This window comes from Mammaliicoccus vitulinus (assembly GCF_029024305.1).
GTDB lineage: Bacteria > Bacillota > Bacilli > Staphylococcales > Staphylococcaceae > Mammaliicoccus > Mammaliicoccus vitulinus.
In genome coordinates, this window is the sequence record NZ_CP118974.1 from 1,525,521 (window position 1) to 1,545,988 (window position 20,468).

18 protein-coding genes and 1 pseudogene are annotated in these 20,468 nt (G+C 31.3%); 4 read left to right on the top strand and 15 right to left on the bottom strand.

The window, feature by feature from the left end:
* Positions 1-165 precede the first annotated feature (165 nt).
* Positions 166-621 (bottom strand): annotated as a pseudogene (locus PYW35_RS13320) (hypothetical protein).
* 722 nt (positions 622-1,343) lie between these two features.
* Entirely contained in the window at positions 1,344-1,565 is a 222-nt protein-coding gene (locus tag PYW35_RS07720) for a helix-turn-helix transcriptional regulator (protein ID WP_204107828.1), read from the bottom strand.
* A gap of 116 nt (positions 1,566-1,681) precedes the next feature.
* Between PYW35_RS07720 and PYW35_RS07725 the strand changes: the two genes are divergently transcribed.
* From PYW35_RS07725 to PYW35_RS07740, 4 genes are all read left to right on the top strand, one after another.
* Positions 1,682-2,062 (top strand): helix-turn-helix domain-containing protein, encoded by a 381-nt coding sequence (locus tag PYW35_RS07725; RefSeq protein WP_103323666.1) that lies wholly within the window; start codon positions 1,682-1,684, stop codon positions 2,060-2,062.
* A gap of 139 nt (positions 2,063-2,201) precedes the next feature.
* Entirely contained in the window at positions 2,202-3,269 is a 1,068-nt protein-coding gene (locus PYW35_RS07730; protein WP_413481914.1) for a type I restriction endonuclease, read from the top strand.
* A gap of 19 nt (positions 3,270-3,288) precedes the next feature.
* Entirely contained in the window at positions 3,289-3,960 is a 672-nt protein-coding gene (locus tag PYW35_RS07735) for a hypothetical protein (protein ID WP_103323526.1), read from the top strand.
* 39 nt (positions 3,961-3,999) lie between these two features.
* Positions 4,000-4,581, top strand: a complete 582-nt coding sequence (locus tag PYW35_RS07740) for a DUF5067 domain-containing protein (protein ID WP_103323527.1) — start codon at positions 4,000-4,002, stop codon at positions 4,579-4,581.
* Positions 4,582-4,789: 208 nt separating this feature from the next.
* On the opposite strand, the gene rny is transcribed toward PYW35_RS07740, so the two are convergent.
* The 13 genes from rny to PYW35_RS07805 form a co-directional block, all read right to left on the bottom strand.
* On the bottom strand, positions 4,790-6,349 hold the full coding sequence (rny, locus tag PYW35_RS07745) for a ribonuclease Y (protein ID WP_016910804.1): 1,560 nt from the start codon (positions 6,347-6,349) through the stop codon (positions 4,790-4,792).
* 215 nt (positions 6,350-6,564) lie between these two features.
* Positions 6,565-7,602, bottom strand: a complete 1,038-nt coding sequence (gene recA, locus PYW35_RS07750; protein ID WP_050997830.1) for a recombinase RecA — start codon at positions 7,600-7,602, stop codon at positions 6,565-6,567.
* 202 nt (positions 7,603-7,804) lie between these two features.
* Positions 7,805-8,962 carry a CinA family nicotinamide mononucleotide deamidase-related protein gene (locus tag PYW35_RS07755; protein WP_103323528.1) on the bottom strand — a complete coding sequence of 386 codons (1,158 nt, stop codon included), beginning with the start codon at positions 8,960-8,962 and terminating at the stop codon, positions 7,805-7,807.
* 57 nt (positions 8,963-9,019) lie between these two features.
* Positions 9,020-9,601, bottom strand: coding sequence for a CDP-diacylglycerol--glycerol-3-phosphate 3-phosphatidyltransferase (gene pgsA / locus PYW35_RS07760; protein ID WP_103323529.1), 582 nt, complete (start codon positions 9,599-9,601; stop codon positions 9,020-9,022).
* A gap of 64 nt (positions 9,602-9,665) precedes the next feature.
* The gene (locus PYW35_RS07765; protein ID WP_016910800.1) at positions 9,666-10,061 is read right to left on the bottom strand and encodes a helix-turn-helix domain-containing protein; all 396 of its coding nucleotides are present in this window, start codon (positions 10,059-10,061) and stop codon (positions 9,666-9,668) included.
* Positions 10,062-10,082: 21 nt separating this feature from the next.
* Entirely contained in the window at positions 10,083-10,898 is an 816-nt protein-coding gene (locus PYW35_RS07770) for a YmfK family protein (RefSeq protein WP_016910799.1), read from the bottom strand.
* A gap of 16 nt (positions 10,899-10,914) precedes the next feature.
* On the bottom strand, positions 10,915-11,619 hold the full coding sequence (gene ymfI, locus PYW35_RS07775) for an elongation factor P 5-aminopentanone reductase (RefSeq protein WP_103323530.1): 705 nt from the start codon (positions 11,617-11,619) through the stop codon (positions 10,915-10,917).
* A complete protein-coding gene (gene yfmH, locus PYW35_RS07780; RefSeq protein WP_103323531.1) occupies positions 11,612-12,901 on the bottom strand; it encodes an EF-P 5-aminopentanol modification-associated protein YfmH in 1,290 nt (429 codons plus the stop codon). Before yfmH ends, ymfI begins: the two co-directional genes overlap by 8 nt.
* On the bottom strand, positions 12,894-14,168 hold the full coding sequence (gene yfmF, locus PYW35_RS07785; protein WP_103323532.1) for an EF-P 5-aminopentanol modification-associated protein YfmF: 1,275 nt from the start codon (positions 14,166-14,168) through the stop codon (positions 12,894-12,896). The genes yfmH and yfmF overlap by 8 nt, the downstream gene beginning before the upstream one ends.
* A 73-nt stretch (positions 14,169-14,241) precedes the next feature.
* A complete protein-coding gene (locus PYW35_RS07790) occupies positions 14,242-14,955 on the bottom strand; it encodes a GntR family transcriptional regulator (RefSeq protein ID WP_103323533.1) in 714 nt (237 codons plus the stop codon).
* A gap of 9 nt (positions 14,956-14,964) precedes the next feature.
* Positions 14,965-17,277 (bottom strand): DNA translocase FtsK, encoded by a 2,313-nt coding sequence (locus PYW35_RS07795; protein WP_103323534.1) that lies wholly within the window; start codon positions 17,275-17,277, stop codon positions 14,965-14,967.
* A gap of 87 nt (positions 17,278-17,364) precedes the next feature.
* The gene (gene rnjB, locus PYW35_RS07800; protein ID WP_016910793.1) at positions 17,365-19,038 is read right to left on the bottom strand and encodes a ribonuclease J2; all 1,674 of its coding nucleotides are present in this window, start codon (positions 19,036-19,038) and stop codon (positions 17,365-17,367) included.
* A 145-nt stretch (positions 19,039-19,183) separates the two neighbouring features.
* Positions 19,184-20,401 carry a M16 family metallopeptidase gene (locus PYW35_RS07805; RefSeq protein ID WP_103323535.1) on the bottom strand — a complete coding sequence of 406 codons (1,218 nt, stop codon included), beginning with the start codon at positions 20,399-20,401 and terminating at the stop codon, positions 19,184-19,186.
* Between the last annotated feature and the right edge of the window lie 67 nt (positions 20,402-20,468).

The following is a 20,468-nucleotide window of genomic DNA, read 5'->3' on the forward strand; positions in this document are numbered from 1 at the left end:
GACAAAAATCTATATAATTTACAAATATTTACAAAATTTCATAAATTAAAATAACTCTACCTAGTTTCCACTAAGTAGGGTTTTATAATATAGTATGTGACTTGGTAATCAAGTCTAGCAGTATATATATTACACTAAATTGTGTGACGGGTTTCTACCTAATTGTTACTTCCAATTAATAGTTCCCCAGTATTTTTCTTTCTTCATCTTCTCGTTCTTGTCCGTTATCTTACAAACTGGTGCGTAGAAGTAACCAGCTTTAGGATTAGTCGGATATATGAAACGTACCCACCAATAGCCATCTTTCTTAATCACTTGATCGAAATCAATCCAATCTTTCTTAGTGAAAAACTATGAGTTTTGACCTACAGTAGCACCTTTTAATCCTGGTTGTTTTCTTACAACAATACCATCTTTAGGCGCGTTAGGATAAAATCGACCTTTCCAATTCCATTTAGTTTTTGCTACTGGTTTTAGTTTCGGCTTGCTTACTGGTTTAGGCTTAGGCATTGGTTTAGGTTTAGCTTGTGGCCTAAGTTTATCATTACCAATTTCCCCGCCGTTAATGTCTTCTGCAATTGCCTTAGTGAACGATTGTAAGTTATTTTTAATGTAGTCCATATCTTTTTTACTTGTGATGAAACCTAGTTCTACTAATCTATAAGACAAGCCTAATTGTGAAGCGACTCTCGGATTACCTAAATTGTCACGTCCTATAATACCACGAATCACACCTACTGTATTAGCCAATGCATTTTGAATACCTTTATCAATGCTATCTGGATTAAATGTGTGCCAAATGATTGTATGACCATCACTAGAAGTTGATTCAGCAGCATCTAACAGTAACAAAAAATCTTTTTTAATATCCTATTATATTTATATTAGGATTAATAATTTAAGAACTATCCTCAGAAAACAGATTGTTTATAATAGCAAACTGTTCAGGAATTGTATTACGTGATATATCAGGATGATATTTAATATGATCTTCTAATTTATTAAGTAAATTAATATTATCTTTTTCCAAAGTATTAGCGTACTCATAATATATTCCTATTTGTTCGCTACAAATAACAAACTTTTTATGTTTATTCGATAGATATCTTCTTTTTCGTTTGTTGGCGCCCTATTACAACGCTTAGTCCTCGCAATGACTATTAGATATTATTTAAGTGCGGCTCATATCTTCGCTCGTTCTAGCTCTTAAACGCTCTAGTAGGAAGCAAACTGTGAACTGACTGGTCTATTATGTTCTCTGCTATTTCGTATTATTAAGTTAGTTGAATAAAACATATATCCCTTTACAACTATTAGTTGTTTTATAATTTTAAAAAAAAATTTCACTCAACATCAATTATTGAACCTATTTTCTTAGTTATGGCAACAGATGGTTGTTTTTTATTATTCTCAATCATATTGTAATATTGCCCTGTTATACCTAATAATTTTGACATATCCTTTTGATTAAGGTTTAAATTCTTTCTAATATCTTTTACAGAAGACAAAGTAATGGTTTGTTCACCCCTCCCTATTTTACAACTTATAGTTGTTATATATAACATAATACAACTTTTTGTTTATTTAGATAAAAATATACACCTTTTTGTTGTTTGTTATAATTAAACTAATAGTTTATATTTATTACATAGTAATATATGTTATTTTAGGAGTTGAAAATATGCCTAATAAAGATTTAGCGTCTAAATTAAGGTTTTATAGAAAGAGTAAAAAACTGACTCAAAAAGACGTAGCTGACCATCTAAATATAACTCCTCAAGCTTATCAACGTTATGAGTCTCAAACTAATACAAATGAGCCTAATATAGATAACTTAAAAAAGCTTAGCACTTTGTTTGATATTAATTTAAGTGAATTAATAGATGTAAAAGAAAATGATAAAGAAAAATTTTCATTAAAAGATGCAGAAGTATTAATGTTCTCTGATAAAGAAGGTTGGGATGAACTCCCAGAAGAACGCAAAAAAGAAATTATGAGAGAATTATCAGATCTTGCAGATTTTTATATCGAAAAAGATAAAAGAGCTAAAGGTAAGAAATAATATATAAGTATATAAGCTGACCTGCAGTTAGTTTATATTTTTTTAAACAAATTTTAGATTGTGTTAAATTAATAAACCGTATAGATATAATTTTTATAATAAGAAAGGCATTCGTTCTTAAAAATAATTTAAAAGGGGAATAAAAATGGAGAAATTTACTAAAGAACTTGAAGAACTGTCTACAAGAATTGTTAATTTGAAAGATAAGGTTAGTACTGAGGAAGCAACCAAAACTGCACTGATTTTACCTTTCTTTCAAAAATTAGGATATGATGTTTTTAATCCACTAGAATTCACACCAGAATATATAGCAGATGTTGGAATTAAAAAAGGTGAAAAAGTTGACTACGCTATTATGGATAGTGGAAATCCCACAATTTTAATTGAATGCAAGTCGGTAAATGAAAAGTTAACAAATCACGATTCTCAACTGTTCAGATATTATGGTACGAGCACATCTAAATTTGGTATTTTAACAAATGGTATTGAATATAGATTTTTCACTGATTTAGAAGAACCAAATAAAATGGATTCAAAACCATTTTTAGTATTTGATTTACTCAATTTAAAAGACAACCATGTTAAGGAAATATATAAGTTTACAAAAGAATTATTTGATATTGAAAACATTTCAAGCTCTGCTTATGAATTAAAATATGTGAATTTAATTAAAACTTACCTAACTCAAGAATTAGATAACCCTTCTGAAGAGTTTGTGAAGGTAATATTGAGTTCAGTATATGAAGGTGTAAAAACAAAGACTATTATTGATCGATTTAGTCCGACTGTTAGAAATACATTTAATTTACTAGTTAATGAAAAGGTTACTGACAAACTTAACGCTGCATTAAACAATAGTTCAGATAATAAAATTGAAGTTAAGAGTGTTGAAGTGACTAACGAGAATATTAAAAAAGAAGATTTAATAGTTACTACTCCAGAAGAGTTGGAAGCATATGCAATTATTAAAGTTATTTTATCTGACTCAATTGACACGGAAAGAGTTAATTATAGAGATAATAGAAGTTATTTTAACATTTTAATTGACGACAATATCAGAAAATGGTTAACAAGAATTTACTTCACAAAAAATAGAAATTATTTAATAATTAACGATGATGATAAAACTACTTTAGAATTTGCAACATCTATTGATATTTTAAAACACAAAGAAGTCCTTAATGATAGTATTCAAAAATTTATTTAAATAAAATGGAGATATATAAATGAAAAAACTTTTAATAGCAACAATAACTGGAACTCTATTATTAGGTGCGTGTGGCCAAAAAGAAGAAACATCATCTAAGGAAGATACTAAAGAAACAAAAAAAGAAGTTAAGAAAGAAGATTCTAAGAAGAAAGAAAAAGATACTGCTAAGAAATCAGAACCGAAAACAGAAGAACAAACTACTGAAGAAGTGACAACTAATGAACAACAGTCAACAGAAGAAATAAATACCAATGAAGAAACTATAAAAAATAAAAGTATAGATTATAACAATGTCACTGATCGAAATTCTTTAACTGAAATAATATATGGAAATTATACTGAATATCAAAAAATCCTAGCATACAATAGTGCAGTATCTAATGGTGTTATTGCTCAAGGAAATGTGTTAGAAGGACCAGCTAGTGCTGCTTATGAAAGCTCATTAAGAGTAGAAAGTGGTAAAGAAAAATCAATATATGATGAAGTACCAGAAACCGATGAAGAAGAATCTTATGATTATGAAGATAACGGCATATACCGAACTCCTAGTGAACAAGAAGCTCATGAAGATTGGGTAAACGGACAAGTTGAATGGAATAATGCGTCAGAATCTGAAAAAGAAGAAATTAGAAAAAAAGATGCCGAAGAATATGGATATGAGTATGATCCAGATGATTATGAAGAATAATAAAATATTAAATATTTTATACAAATAAGGAGAAAACAAATGACAAATCAAGAATTTAACAATCAAAATGAATTACCTACTAAAAAAAGTAAGAAAAAATGGTTATGGGGATGCGGAGGATGTTTAGGAATCTTCATAATTCTAGCTATTATATTCGGATCGTGTAGCGCTATTTTTGTAGGTAGTGTAGACGAAGAAATAAATGGAACTAAGGAAGAACAAAAGAAAAATAAAAAAACTTCAGAAAAAAGATATAAAGTTGGCGACGATGTTACTATCAAAGATGTTAAATTTAAATTAGTAGATGCCTCTTATACTGACGAAAGAAATGAATTTGCAGAAGTAGAAGCTGATAAAGTATTAGTTGTAGATATGGAATTTACAAACAATGGGGATGAAGATATTCCTGTTGGTACAGATGTTAAAGCTTATGCTGATGGGAAACAATTAGAGAGTTATCCAGTTACTGACGAATTAATGGACGGTTTATCTCCTGGAAGATCTATACAAGGAAAAACAGGTTTCGCTATCACAGGTAACCCAAATAAACTTGAGTTAGAATTTAGTCCGTTCGCTGATTTCAGTGGAACGAAAGCAATTTATAATTTAGATCCACAATAAAATTTTTGAAATTTAGCTGACCATTAAATATACTGGTCGGCTTTTTTTACCATTTAAAAACGAACTTACGTTATATTATTAGGAGAAAAAAACATAAATATAATAAGGTTTTGAATCAATCGGCCCCGAGTTTGCCCCGAGTTCCACTAAATCATAAAAAAACGACCCTCTAACCATTACGGTTAAAGGGTTTTGAATTTGAAAGCAACTATTTTGCGTATTCTGTTGCTCTCATCTCCCGGACAACTGTCACTTTAATATGCCCTGGATATTGTAACTCGCCTTCTATTTGATCTTTGATATCTCTTGCTATCCTATGTGCTTTCAAGTCATCAATATCTTCAGGGGAAACGATTACTCTAATTTCTCTACCTGCTTGTATAGCAAAGGCTTTTTCTACGCCTTGATAACCTTCTGATATTTCTTCTAATCTTTCTAAACGTTTCACATAGTTTTCTAACGTTTCACGTCTAGCTCCTGGTCTTGCAGCACTTAATGCATCTGCTGCAGCTACCAATATAGAAATAACTGATGTTGGATCTACATCCCCATGATGTGAGTGTATTGCATTTATGACTGTATCATGTTCATGATATTTCTTTGCAAGTTCTACCCCTATTTCAACATGGCTACCTTCAACTTCGTGATCAATAGCTTTACCAATATCATGTAATAAACCTGCGCGTTTTGCTAAAGTGACGTCTTCACCTAGTTCAGCTGCTAACATTCCTGAAAGTTGTGCAACTTCAATAGAGTGTTTCAGTACACTTTGCCCATAACTTGTACGATATTTCATGCGTCCTAAAATTTTAACCAATTCTGGATGTAAGTTATGAATACCTAATTCAAAGGTAGCTTGTTCGCCTGATTCTCTCATCAGTTCATCTACTTCTCTTCTTGCTTTTTCAACCATATCTTCAATTCTACCTGGATGAATACGTCCATCAGATACTAAATTAGTTAAAGCTGTCTTAGCGATTTCTCTACGAATTGGATCAAATCCAGATAAAATAACTGCTTCTGGTGTATCATCTATAATTAAATCTACGCCTGTCAATGTTTCTAAAGTACGTATATTTCGACCTTCACGACCTATAATACGACCTTTCATTTCATCGTTAGGGAGATTAACAACTGATACCGTTGACTCAGAAGTATGATCTGCAGCTAATCTTTGAACAGTAATAGCTAACAGTTCTTTTGCTTTCTTATCTACATTTGTTTTTAGTTCACGTTCTTTTTCTTTTACAAGTACAGCAATATCATGTGACAGTTCTTCTTCAACTTGTGAAAATTGCTCTTTACGAGCCTCATCACGTGTTAGTCCGGAGATGCGTTCTAGTTCTTGCTCATGTTTCGTTATTATGTCTTGAACATTACTCTCTTTTGCATCTACCTGTTGTTGTCGCTCTTCAATTTTAGCTTCTTTGTTTTCTAGAATTTCATCTTTTTTGTCTAAAAGATCAGATTTGCGCTCTAAGTTCTCTTCTTTTTGAAGTAATCTTGCTTCTTGCTTTTGTAGGTCACTTCTTCTCTCTCGAATTTCACTATCAAGATGATCTCTAATTTGTTGATTTTCTTCTTTCGCTTCAATCAACTTTTCTTTCTTTAGGCTCTCAGCTTCTTTATTAGCCTCACTTATTATATAGTGAGCAGACTGACGGGCTTGATCTTGCTTTTTAGTTAAGCTATTATGTGCGAAAAAGTATCCTACAACAACACCTAGAATAACTCCTAGCAAAATGAGTAAGAGGGTTAATAAGTCCACATAAACACCTCCTTCTATCTAGGTTATACGTCTTATATATACAAAAATATGATTAAATGGAACAATGGAATCATACAACTCAATTGTACGTTTAAATTTGTACAAGTGTCAAGAACATCAACTTTATTTTTATTACTCTTTCATAAAAAAACATTCTATCAATCAACTTTAAAAAAGTGATTAATAGAATGTTTCAATTTATAGAGATTTACAATTTAATCTAATAAAGTTTCTTGCTCTTTATCTGACTTATCTGCTTTGTCATCTTTTTTAGATTTATCGTCTTTTTTAGCTTCTTCTTTCTTTTTACCGTTGAAGCCTAATTTGTCTCTTAAAATACCATCAATTTCTTCAGTAATTTTTGGATTTTCTTTTAGATACGTTTTAACATTTTCTTTACCTTGACCCATACGCTCACCATTGTATGAATACCAAGCACCAGATTTATCGACAATATCAAACTCAACGGCTAAGTCGATTAATTCCCCTTCACGTGAAATACCTTCACCATACATGATATCTACTTCTGCAATTCTAAATGGAGGTGCAACTTTATTTTTAACAACTTTAATTTTAGTGCGGTTACCTACTATTTCTTGTCCTTGTTTCAATTGTTCAGCACGACGTACTTCTAAACGAACAGAACTATAGAATTTAAGTGCACGTCCACCTGGTGTTATTTCAGGATTACCAAACATTACGCCAACTTTTTCACGAATTTGGTTAATAAATACAGCAGTTGTATTAGATTTAGAAATAGCTGCTGATAATTTACGTAAAGCTTGACTCATTAATCTTGCTTGTAAACCAACATGAGTATCTCCCATTTCACCTTCAATTTCAGCTTTAGGTGTTAATGCAGCAACTGAGTCGATGATTACGATATCTACAGCACCACTACGTACAAAAGCTTCAGCGATTTCTAATCCTTGCTCTCCGTGGTCTGGCTGTGATAAGTATAGGTTATCAATATCTACACCTAAGTTCTTGGCATAAACAGGATCTAATGCGTGTTCTGCATCAATGAAAGCAGCTAAACCCCCTTGTCGTTGTACTTCAGCAATAGCATGTAATGCTACAGTTGTTTTACCAGAACTTTCTGGTCCGTAAATTTCTATAATACGTCCATTAGGATATCCACCAACACCTAATGCTTTATCAAGTGTGATAGAACCACTTGAAACTGCAGATACTTCTCTACTTGTATTATCCCCTAGCTTCATTACTGCCCCTTTACCAAAGGATTTTTCCATATTCTTTATTACTGTATCGAGTGCTTTCTGACGGTCGTTCACGCGATAACCTCCTATATATATAAAATGAATTTACTTGTTTAATTAGCTATTATTACTATATATGTTTTCATGCTAAATTGCAAGTATAAAGCGAATATTTGTTCGTGTTTTTACACGCATTTTTTCAATATATGCGAACATAGGTACCGATTTTATTAAATTATGAATCCTGTCGTAAAAGATTTAAATATTCAATAAGGGCTATATTACTTATTCTATCGCGTTTTCCAGCATATGATTGACTTAAAGACGAAATAAATATTTTACTTTTTTGCATATGTGATATATAAACTGTAGATCCTTTATCATTCTGTGATAGAACAATGATACTATCAACTTCAAATGCCTCTTTTAACTTGTTTGCTATTTCTTCAGTTGAGTCTTGTTCAGAAATATTAAGCACACGATCAGACCAATCATTTTTAATGATGTATGCTTTTAAGTATGCTTTATGATGTTCACTCAGTTTAAATCTTGAATACAAAATACCATCAGTAATTTCATCATATATGACAAATGATTGATTTAATTCATTGAATACAGCTTCCTCAATCGTTAAATCATCACTCCCATAATAATATTCACCAATTCTATTTAAGATTTCTGTTTTTACTGGCTTTATTAACTCAATCGCTTGTTGCTTCGTATTTGCATTTGCAGTAATTCGTAAAGACACCTCATGTTGACCTGCTAGTGGCGCTATCGTAGGATTTGTTTGTTGATCAATTAAATCCATCAATTCTGTTTCTAAACTCGATTCACCAATACCAACAAATTTTAATGATTCAGAGAAGATAACACGTTCCTCATTTAAGAAATATGGTACAAGATATTGATTAACCATAGGCTGAAGTTCTTTAGGAGGACCTGGTAACAATACAACTTTTTTATCGTCAACCTCTAAATACATACCTGGTGCCATACCAAAATCATTATTTAATACCTCACTACCTTCGATTACAAGCGCTTGTTGTCTATTATTAGGCGTCATAGTTCGATTTTCTCTTTTAAAATATTGCTCTATATGATCCATAGCTTGTTTATTCGTTTCAAGACCTTTATTCAGCACTTGAGCAACAGTTTGTTTCGTTAAATCATCTTTAGTTGGACCTAAACCACCAGTGAGAATGACAACATCATGGTTTGCCAATTCTTCTTTAAAAGTTTTTTCTAATCTTGCAGGATTATCGCCAACTGCAACATGCCTCATAACACTTGCACCAAGTCCATTTAAAACTTTAGAAATAAATTGGGCGTTCGTATTCGCAATTTGTCCTAATAAAATTTCAGTACCAACGCTTAAAATGCTCACTTTCATAAATATACCTCCTACAGAAAAACCTACAAACTCAATGTTGTAGGTTAAATGTTAATATTATTTTGATCCTTTAAATACATCTCTACCGTTATAAAAATACTCTATTCCAGATAGAATTGTAAAGAATGTAGCAATATACATTAGCCATTGCCCTAAATCAATTTGCCATAAAGTAGAGAAAGGTTCTTGTAGTAAAATAAAGACAATTGCGACCATTGTAACAGCTGTTTTAATTTTACCTAATTGACCTGCCGCACTTACAAAACCTTGTTCTATTTGCAACAATCTCAAACCAGTTACAGCAAACTCTCTCGCTATAATGATGATTGCGATAACAGAAGATACTTTATCAAGTTCTACTAATGCAATTAATGCACTAGCTACTAGTAATTTATCCGCTAATGGGTCTAAAAATTTTCCCATATTTGTTACAAGTTCCCATTTTCTAGCTAAGTAGCCATCTAACCAATCTGTAACAGATGCTAAAATAAAGATAATGCCAGCTATAAATTGTTCAACACGCATTTCTTGTCCGAACAAAAAGCTCATTTGTCCCATGTTAAAATCAACAAGTAAAAATAATACAAAAACAGGTATTAAAATAACGCGTAATACCGTTAACTGATTAGGAATATTCATATACTTTCTCCTTCTTTTCATACAAGCACATAATAATACTATTATAAATCAATCGCTTATATAATTAAATGATAATTATTAATAATATCCAACCAATAAGGCACAACCCGAAGAATGTGACCATTTGAGTGATGAGCTTAGCAACCATTTTATTCTCAGAGATTTCCGTTTGACTTCGTTTCTCTTGTGTTAATAAACGAAAAGCTTCTTTAGCAGAAGGTGGTGTTTTAGGCAATTCACTTTGGTGTTTATCGATTAATTCTGCAGGACTCACATTAATTGCTGATGCATATTTAGTAATAAAACCTCTTGTATAATCAGGGTTTGGTAAATTTTCAAAATCATTTTTTTCAATCATCACTAAAAATGGTCTTTGTATTTTTGTCTTTTCTTCTAGTTCAACTAATGTCATACCTAACTGTTCTCTTTTATTTCTTAATGTTTCCCCAATATATTTCAAAATATATTCACCTCAAACAATTTATTCAAAGAAACCAAATCCATCTCCAAATGCCATGTTGTCATTTGTAAACAAATCATTTTTATTTAATTGTTCATATGTAATCTCTTGATCTTCAGTTTCTCTTAATTCAATAATATAATCAAAATCTTCAAGACTGTATTCAGAGCGTTGTACAAATAAGTCAGGATGTTCTACGACTTTAATTGTTGGCAAGCTCATAACTTCTCGAACTAATTGTTTATGCTTTTCATCAGTTTGCTTAGATGTTACAGCACCATCAATAATATAGACATTCTCATCTCCATATTCACCTTTTAGTAGCGAACTTCTTACAGTTTGTTTAATAAGTGTCGAACTGATAAATAGCCATTTTTTATGAGCACACACACTAGCTGCTACTACTGACTCTGTTTTACCAACTCTTGGCATACCACGTACACCAATTAATTTATGACGATTTTCTTTAAATAATTCTGCCATGAAATCAACTAATAAACCTAAATCATTTCTTTCAAATCTAAACGTCTTTTTATCATCAACATCACGTTTAATATACCGACCGTGCCTAACTGCTAATCTATCTCTTAACCCAGGTGTACGCAGTTTCTTTATGGTAATATCATCAATTTCTTTCACGATATTTTCGAAGCGTTTAACTTTGTTCATATCATCTGTCTTAATGAGCAAACCTCTACGACCTTGATCCACACCATTAATTGTAATGATATTAATACCTAAAATACCTAATAGACTAGATATATCCCCTAACAAACCTGCTCTATTAACTTGTATATCATATTCTAAGTACCATTCTCTTTTAATAACTTCTTCCATAATATCCACCCCAATATTAAATGTACCATCCTCCGTTAACACGAAGAACTTGGCCTGTTATGCTTTGAGAAAGTGGTTTTAGTAAATAAGCTACTGTCCCACCAATCTCTTCTGTCGTAACAAATCGACCTTGTGGTATTTCTTCTTTTAATTGCGTTTGTGTAACTGCATCAAGTTCATCTGTCATTTTACCATGAACAACGCCTGGACTTATAGCATTAACTGTAATGGATGTTAATGCCAATTCTTTTGCTAATGACTTAACAAAGCCTATTTGTGCTGCTTTCATAGTCGAATATATCGTTTCATAACTTGCACCTGTTTCTCCCCATATAGAAGATACAACAATAATTCTGCCATGCTCACTTTTTCGCAATCTATCTACAAATAATTGTACTACCTTAATTAAAGAAAAGACATTTATATTGTATTGTGCATCAATTTCTTTATCAGAAAAATCTTGAATCGCACCGAATGAAGATTGACCAGCCACATAAATTAAATGATCAATATTCCCAACAGAATCCAGACTATTTATATCGTGTCTTTTTGTTAAATCAAATTGCAGAAAACTGACGGGTTGACCTTCATATCTTTGTTTAAGTAAAGTTAAGTCTGACTTATTATAATGCAATATGACTTCGTTACCGAGTGATAAACATTCATCCACTATTGAAAGCCCGATATCTCCGCTTCCACCTAGTATAAGTGTTCTAGCCATTTTGTTTCACCAAACGACTTTCAACAGTATGATTAAAATCAATTAATGATTTTAATGTTTGTTGTACACTATCTACGGTTATGGATTCTAAAATATCAACAAGTTCAAACAATTCAACACCTTCAAAATAAAACTTCGTATATTGATTTGCAATATATTCAGGTGAATTCAAACTCGAAATAATTTCTCCTAATGTTTGTTTTCTAACTCTTTCTAACTCATCATAATTAAATCCTTCATGAATATGTTGTTTCAGTTCATTAAATATCGCTTCTTTAAATGTTTCATGATGATTAGTTGTAACTGCAAGAATTAAATAACTATAAGTCATCTCATTAGCAAATTGATATCCGAAAGTATCGTCGATTACATCTTCTTCAAGAAGTGTTTGATAAAAGTCTGTTTGCTCTCCAAGCATTAAATCTAATGCAATCATCATTTCCATATCATTTTTAACTCTCATTTTATCTGAAATTGTGTTAGGTTCAAATTTAAATGCAATCATAGACTTTTCTTGTACAATATCCATCTTTGTTTCAACGTAAGAACGATGCACTGATGTTGGTTCATCAATAAGTTGTCTCTTAATAGGTGGCATTTCTTTCATGTTTCTTTTAGCTTCATGCTCACGTACTAATTCAATCGTATCTTCTGGTGTCACATCACCAACAATGATTAATACCATATTAGCGGGATGATAAAATGTTTCATAAGATAAATATAAATCTTCAGCTGTAATGTTATAAATGCTATCCACCGAACCTGCGATATCTACTTGTACCGGATGATTATGATATAACGCGCCTAATGTTTGAAACATCAGTTTGTAATTTGGTTGTTCTTGGTACATTTTTATTTCTTCAGCTATAATCCCTTTTTCTTTTTCCACCGTCTTCTCAGTGAAATATGGACTTTCTATCATATTAAGCAGTCGTAAAATATTGTCATTCACATTCCCTGTTGCACTGAATAAATAACTTGTTCTATCAAAAGTTGTAAAAGCATTAACTTGTGCATCATTTTCAGCAAAACTCGTAAACACATCGCCTTCTTCTTTTTCAAAAAGTTTGTGCTCTAAAAAATGTGCTACGCCGTCTGGAACAGTTACATAATTGTCTTTACCATGTGGTTTAAATGTATGGTCTAATGAACCAAAGTTAGTTGTATAAGTAACATATGTTTTAGAAAATCCTGCTTTAGGTATAACAACCACTTTTAAGCCATTATCTAAAGTTTCTTCAAATACTGTTTCATCAATCTGTTCATAATATTGATTACTCATGATTTTCACCTTCAGTCAGTATATATATAGTATCCAATTGTCCAAGTCGTGCAATATTCTTAATATCGTCCATAGTAATGGATTCTATTTCCTTTATCCAATCATCGTAATTATATACGGATTGATAACGTGCATGTGTATGTAATAAATCAATCATTTGTCGCTGCTTATCAAACATTTCTCTCGCATTAGATGTCAGTACTTTTTTGGCTAACACTAATTTTTGTTCATCAAAGTTTCCGTCTTCTAAATCTTTATATATCGTTAATATTGTATCTTGAGCTTGTTGTACTTTATCTTTAGCAATGCCACCTACAATATATAAAAAACCATTTCTTGGATCAATTTGAGAATGAATCGAATAAGCTAAACTTTGTTTTTCTCTTACTTCACTAAATAAAATTGAAGAAGCATCTCCACCAAATAGCATATTCAATACTAAGAATGAATAATACTCTTTAGAATGGAATGTAATAGGAAATCTATAACCTATACTTAATTTAGCTTGATCAATTTTAGTGTAGTCTACTATTTCTTTTACTTTTTCTATATTTTTAAAAGATGAAGATTCAATTTCTAGATGACTATTATATTCAAAGTTAAAGTACTCATTGCATAAGTTTTTAACTTCATCTAAATTAACATTTCCTATTATATATGTGGAAATCGCATTTCCATGAAGTAAATCATGATATGTATCGACTAATGTTTCTGGCGTCACTTGTTCAATATCTTCTAAACGACCAGAAGCTAAATATTTATATGGTTCATCTTCAAACATATGGTTCATGAACTGAATAAATGCACGTTGAGATTTATTATCTTCTATAGCTGTTAATTTTTTATGTAAAAGTGATTTTTCTTGTTTCGTAAATTTTTCATTAAACTTATCATTTTCAATTAAAGGATTAAATATCACTTCGTGTAACAATTGAATCGCTTTTTCAAATAGTGGTAATTCACTTTTTAAATATTTTTCATTCACAATTTCAATCCCAATTGTCATAATGTGGTTATTAGCTTGCTTGTTCACATAACTAAATAAATGCGCACCATATAAATCAGCGAGTAAATTATTCATTTCTCTATCTGATTGATACTTTTTGGTCACTCTTGTTATTAACTTACTTAAAATTGACCTAGATGTAATCGTAGCACTATTTAACGGTGCCACAAATTTAAAAACAATTGTAGTTGTTTTAAATTTGTTTGTTGGTATTACATAAACGTCGTTTGATGCTAATTGTATATGTTCTGTCGTAATCATCTTGGACCCCTCTCTTATATGTATATAGAGAAACAAAGCAACATTTGTTACTTTGTTTCTCTCAATATATTTATTATATCCTATTTCTTTTAATTCGAAACTTTACAAGACTACTTTTGAAATAATTTAAAGAATAAAGTACAGGCGTACCATGTTCATTATAATGAATTTGCGTTAATAACATCATCGCATCGTCCGGATCAGAATTAAGTATTTCACTAATATATGGCTCATAGCTAATAGATTCCATAGAAGTGTTTGCATGTGTTATTTTAAATTCTACTTTACTCTCTATTGCAGATAATATTGACGAATTTGAACGATAATCACTACATGCAAATAAATCAGTCGCAATTTTGTCCAAACAATATACGACAGGTTCTCCATCTGCAGTTCTTAGTCTTTCAATTACAGATATTAATGAATCTTTTTCTAAATTAAGAACTTCTATATCTTTAGATGTTGCCACTTCTTCATCCAAACTGATAAATTCAGTGCCCGCAACTTCTCCATTTTTTTCTATCATGTTAGTAATACTCACTAATTCATCTAAAGGATAATAGTATGGTTGTTTAGGTTTAACAACCGTTACGCCTCCAGATTTTTGAGATAAAATTTGCTCAGTTACAAGTTCATGTATAGCATTTTCAATCTCATTATAATTTATGTTCAACATTTTTTTGATTTCGAACTCATTAGGAATCGTATCACCAGGATTAAGTTCACCTGATTGAATTTGATCTAATATCCAGTTCTTCACAAAATTTGTAGTTGCATTTGTAGACATAATATCCCCCTATTCGTCTTGATAAATATCAACCAATACTTGTCTAGGTTTACTACCTGACTGAGGTCCAATAACACCATTACTTTCCAAGTCATCCATTAACCTAGATGCCCTATTATAACCTATTCTAAATCTTCTTTGTAACAAACTCGCACTTGCTTTTTGTTCTTCGACAATAAATAAATATGCTTCATTATACAATGCATCTTCACTTTCCATTTCGCTCGCTTCAGTAGGTTCATCAGGTTCCATTTCTTTAATGTAGTTGACAGTTTGTTCTCCAATTACGTGTTGAACGACTGTTTCTACTTCACCATCAGAAAGGAATGCACCTTGAATTCTCGTTGGTTTAGAAGAATCTCTTGATAAAAATAACATATCACCTCTACCAAGTAGTTTTTCAGCTCCACCACCATCTAAAATCGTTCTAGAATCTGTAGCAGAACTTACTGCAAATGCAATTCTGGATGGTATATTCGCTTTAATACTACCCGTAATAACATCGACTGAAGGTCTCTGTGTTGCAATAATTAAATGTATACCTGCCGCTCTAGCTAACTGTGCAATTCTCATAATTGAAGATTCCACATCTTTACCAGCAACCATCATTAAATCTGCAAGTTCATCAACAATAACGACGATATACGGTAATTGTGCTTGCTTTTCTTCCATTTCTTGATTCGTACGTTCAATAAATTGGTTATATCCTTCAATATTTCTTGCACCAACATGTTGGAATAAGTCATATCTTTTTTCCATCTCTGATACTACTTTTTGTAATGCTTGATTCGCCTTTTGTGGATTGGTCACAACTGGCGTTAATAAATGTGGCACACCATTATATACATTTAATTCAACCATTTTAGGATCAATAAGCATAAGCTTCACTTCATGCGGTTTCGCATTCATTAAAATACTCGTAATAATTCCGTTAATACAAACTGATTTACCACTACCCGTTGCACCGGCTACAAGTAAATGTGGCAATTTATTTAATTCTGCAGTGATAGGTTCACCAGAGATATCTCTACCTAACGCAACTTCCAGTTTGTTTTTTGTAGGTTTAGCTTCACTTAATACTTCTTTTAAAGTAACCGTAGAAATATGCTCATTCGGTACTTCAATACCTACCGCTGATTTACCAGGGATAGGAGCTTCTATTCTGATATCTTTAGCTGCTAAATTAAGCGCGATATCATTGCTTAAATTCACAATTTTATTAACTTTTACACCTTGTGCTGGTTGAACTTCGTATTGTGTTACAGCTGGGCCAATTCTAATTTGAGTCACTTTAGCATCTACATTAAAGTTTTTTAAAGTTGCTTCTAATAACTTACCTTTTTCTTGAACCGTTTTTTTAGAAACAGACTGAGATTGTGGTGGGTCATTTAAGATATCTATTGATGGTAATTTATAATTTAAATTCTCAGTTTCATCAATTGTAGACTCATTGATCTCATTTTCTACTGTTTCAGTATTTTGTGTTGATTGTGTTGGTTGTTGTTTTCTTTTAGCTGCTAATTTTTCTTGTGATTCAAAAATTGGTATCTCTTCATTTACCGATTCTGTTTCAACATTTGAAACTTCCTTCGCAGGTTCTATTTCTTTTAAATGTGACACATCTTTTGGTTGTTCTTTTGGCGCTTCTTTTTGTTGTTCTTTTTGACGTTGTTCTTTTTCTAGCTGTTTTGTTCTTGCTTTTTCTTCACGTTTCTTTTCTATATGCGTCATTTTAGATTTCGTCTTGCTCTGTGCAACATCGAAAGCTGATTTTGTAATATCACGATGTCTCTTTTTCAAAATTAAAATCACACTAGAAAACAATATAAGCAATGTTAATAAACTGTAACCGAAGACAGATATTAGTTTGCTGATGATGTTAAAAGCATAGTAACCTATGTATCCTCCACCATTAAAGTAAAATGCATTTCTTTCTAAACTAGAATATGTTTCACTTATAGTCGTTTTAAATGTATCAAAAGATTTATCTTTAAAATATAAAATAAATTGCATAACAAATAAGAGCGCAACTTGGAAAATAAACAGTCCATTTATTCTTCTTGTGAATTTCAATTTACCGTTTACAGTTATTAACATTGAAATTATTGCAATGAGTATATAAGTGAAGTACTTAGCGTAACCGAATATAAAATGAAAGAAGCTATCTATCATTAATCCTATAAACCCTAATTGAAAAACACCTAACACTAATAGAAACAACACAATGACTTGAATGACGTATTTTAAAGTATGATCTTTTTGTTTTTTCTTACCACGTGTTGTTTTTGTTTTACGTGTTGCTGGCTTCTTCTTTTGTACCATTTGAAATAGCCTCCTTATCTTTAATGCAAAAAATAAGCCCACTCATGGGCTTATTTGACTGTTAAAAATCTTCCATAAAACAATCCATTAGATTTCAGAAATAATTGGAATAATCATCGGGCGACGTTTCGTTTGTTCATATAGATATTTGCCGAGTTTATCACGCATATTTTGTTTCATTTCAGACCATTCAATTTTCTTTTGAAGTAAACCTTCTTCAACAATTTCACGTACTTTTTCTGAAGCATCATTTAATAGTTCTTCACTTTCTCTTACATAAACAAATCCACGTGATTGAATTTCAGGTCCCCCAACAATTTTTCTATTCTTAGGATCTAATGTAACAACAGCTATAAATATGCCATCTTCAGCTAATAAATGTCTATCTCTTAAGACGATATTACCAACATCTCCAACGCCTATTCCATCTATTAAAACATTCCCTGCTGTTACTTTTTCATTAGCAAGCATTTTTGTACCATCAAAGTTAACAACATCACCTTTTTCAAGTAAGAAAATCTTTTCAGGATCCACGCCTGTTTCAGCAGCCAATTTCGCATGTGCAATTTGCATTTTAAATTCACCTTGTACAGGAATAAAGTACTCAGGTTTCATTAAATTAAGCATCAATTTAAGTTCTTCCATACAACCGTGACTTGATGCATGTGTCTTTTTATTATTAGGCATAATATGTGCGCCAGCTCTAACAAGCTCATTTAAAGTTTGACCAATAATTACTTCCATATTTGCAGACGTAGTTGTAGAAATATAAACATTATCGCCTTCTAAAATATTTAAAATTGGATGTCTTTGTTGAGCCATTTGTCCAAGAGCTTCGATAGGCTCACCTTGCATACCTGTTGCAATGATGATCATTTCGTTCTTAGGATATTTACTAATATCATGTACAGGAACTAATAAATTTTCTGGAATATTAAAATATCCCAACTTACGTGCAACATTAAATGAACTTTCCAGTGAACGTCCTAAGAAAGATACTTTACGATTTAATTTATGTGCTGCATTTAACACTTGTTGTATACGAATGAAGTTTGATGCATAGCAAGATACAATAATTCGACCATTCGCTTTAGCAAATTCATCTACCATATGACTTTCGATAACATTTTCCGGAACATTATATCCTGGTTTTTCGGCTTCTGTCGAATCACTAATAAGCGCAAATACACCATTTTGACCGATTTGCGTCATTTTAGCGATATCGGGCGCATATGCACCTTGTAAACTTTGGTCAAATTTAAATTCACCAGTATATACGATTGAGCCGTAAGATGTATGTATACATACACCTAAACTATCTGGAATTGAATGTGTTGTATTAAAGAACGTTACATTAACATTTTTAAATCTCATTACTGAATCTTTATTTACTGTATAATAACGTACTTTTTTATTTATTTTTCTAGTTTTCATATGATCTTTAACTAAAGCAATTGTTAATCTTGAACCATATACTGGTGCATCTAGCTTTTCAAGAATATAGCTAACTGCTCCTATTGAATCTTCATGTCCATGTGATAAAAAGATTCCTTTAAGTTTCTCTTTATTTTCAATAACATATTGTATATCCGGTATAACAACGTCTACGCCAAGCATTTCGTCTTCTGGAAACATTAATCCAGCGTCTAACATGAACATTTCTTCATCCACTTCAACGATATACATATTTTTTGCTATTTCTCCAACACCACCGAGTGGTATGATACGAATTTTATCATTTTTCTTTTTTATTAAACTCAAAATTGTTCCTCCTAAATGTAATCCCGTCCATAATATATTTATTTAATCATACCATTTATATAATCGTTTATACAAGCACATACAACAGACTTATACATAATTAAAATAAAGGAGGGCAATATTATTTATCTTATTAAGATATATATTATTTCTCCGTAAGTATGAATTCAGAATATGGCGCTTCAAGTAATATTTTTGTAGCTTCTTTTATATCTTTTAACTGTATTTGATTGATTGCTTTTTCGAACTTCTCATTTGAAATCAGTTCATTATGAAACATGATTGAACGTGCATTTCTCGTCATTTTATTTTGATTTGATTCTGACGCCATTAAAAAGCTTGTGATAATATGACTTTTCGCATCATCTAATTCTTCTTGTGTAATGCCATCATTAAGTAAAGTTTTTAAAACCTCTGTAATTAACGCACTTGAAGCATCGACATTCTCTTTATCTGTAGCAACATATATTGTCAGTAAACCATCGTTGTGAAAACTTTGGAAGTCTGAGTACACATTATAACAAAGACCATGTTCTTCTCTAAGAACTTGGAACAATTTAGAACTCATTGTTTCTCCTAAAATTGTATTTAAAATATTCGTTGCATAGTAATGTTCGTCATTATAACTAGGAGCTGCATAACTTCTCATAAAGTGAGTCTGTTCAAGTTCATTTTTATAATAAGTTTCTTTCTTCTCAACAAAATGCATATTAGGTTGTTCTTCATCTATGGAAATACTTTGTTCATCTGTTAATTGTTCAATAATTTCTTCTTTTAACGATTCACTGTATGCTCCAGCAACAGAAACAATCAAACGATTACTTTGATAATATTTTTCATGAAAATCAACTAATGTAGCTCTATCAATTTCATTCACACTTTGCGGTGAACCAAGAATCATTCTACCTAATGGTTGATCTTTATAAATTTCATTTTCTAATTTATCCATTAACCATTCTTCTGGTGTATCATCGATCATTTTAATTTCTTCAAGGATGACTTTTTTCTCACGCACAATTTCTTCTTCTAAAAACAACGGTCTTTTGACCATATCTAATAATAAATCTGTTGCTTTCTTTTCAAATCTTTTCAACGTTTTACAGAAATAACATGTATACATTTTTGTTGTATATGCATTGTTGTAACCGCCTATTTTATCAAATTCCGTTGATAGTTGTTGTCTAGTATAATGTTTACTACCTTTAAACAGCATATGCTCTATAAAATGCGCAATACCTTCTGGGTAATCGCCTTCGTTTGCTGTGCCAGTCTTTACGTATACACCTATGCTGATTGTCTCACTACTTGGCACATCCTCAAATATTAAAGTTGTACCATTTTCTAATTTTTTTAATTCTACCATGCTATCCACCTCATAATAAAAATAGGGACATCTCAATGTCCCTATTTAAACCATTTATTTAATTATA

What these genes read in the sequence shown, in the direction of transcription:
- PYW35_RS07725 (WP_103323666.1), top strand. Translation starts at nt 1,682, where the DNA reads ATGCCTAATAAAGATTTAGCGTCTAAATTAAGGTTTTATAGAAAGAGT.
- pgsA (WP_103323529.1), bottom strand. Translation starts at nt 9,601, where the DNA reads ATGAATATTCCTAATCAGTTAACGGTATTACGCGTTATTTTAATACCT.
- recA (WP_050997830.1), bottom strand. Translation starts at nt 7,602, where the DNA reads ATGGAAAAATCCTTTGGTAAAGGGGCAGTAATGAAGCTAGGGGATAAT.
- PYW35_RS07755 (WP_103323528.1), bottom strand. Translation starts at nt 8,962, where the DNA reads ATGAAAGTGAGCATTTTAAGCGTTGGTACTGAAATTTTATTAGGACAA.
- PYW35_RS07720 (WP_204107828.1), bottom strand. Translation starts at nt 1,565, where the DNA reads ATGTTATATATAACAACTATAAGTTGTAAAATAGGGAGGGGTGAACAA.
- PYW35_RS07770 (WP_016910799.1), bottom strand. Translation starts at nt 10,898, where the DNA reads ATGGAAGAAGTTATTAAAAGAGAATGGTACTTAGAATATGATATACAA.
- yfmF (WP_103323532.1), bottom strand. Translation starts at nt 14,168, where the DNA reads ATGATTACGACAGAACATATACAATTAGCATCAAACGACGTTTATGTA.
- PYW35_RS07795 (WP_103323534.1), bottom strand. Translation starts at nt 17,277, where the DNA reads ATGGTACAAAAGAAGAAGCCAGCAACACGTAAAACAAAAACAACACGT.
- PYW35_RS07740 (WP_103323527.1), top strand. Translation starts at nt 4,000, where the DNA reads ATGACAAATCAAGAATTTAACAATCAAAATGAATTACCTACTAAAAAA.
- PYW35_RS07790 (WP_103323533.1), bottom strand. Translation starts at nt 14,955, where the DNA reads ATGTCTACAAATGCAACTACAAATTTTGTGAAGAACTGGATATTAGAT.
- PYW35_RS07805 (WP_103323535.1), bottom strand. Translation starts at nt 20,401, where the DNA reads ATGGTAGAATTAAAAAAATTAGAAAATGGTACAACTTTAATATTTGAG.
- PYW35_RS07735 (WP_103323526.1), top strand. Translation starts at nt 3,289, where the DNA reads ATGAAAAAACTTTTAATAGCAACAATAACTGGAACTCTATTATTAGGT.
- yfmH (WP_103323531.1), bottom strand. Translation starts at nt 12,901, where the DNA reads ATGAGTAATCAATATTATGAACAGATTGATGAAACAGTATTTGAAGAA.
- ymfI (WP_103323530.1), bottom strand. Translation starts at nt 11,619, where the DNA reads ATGGCTAGAACACTTATACTAGGTGGAAGCGGAGATATCGGGCTTTCA.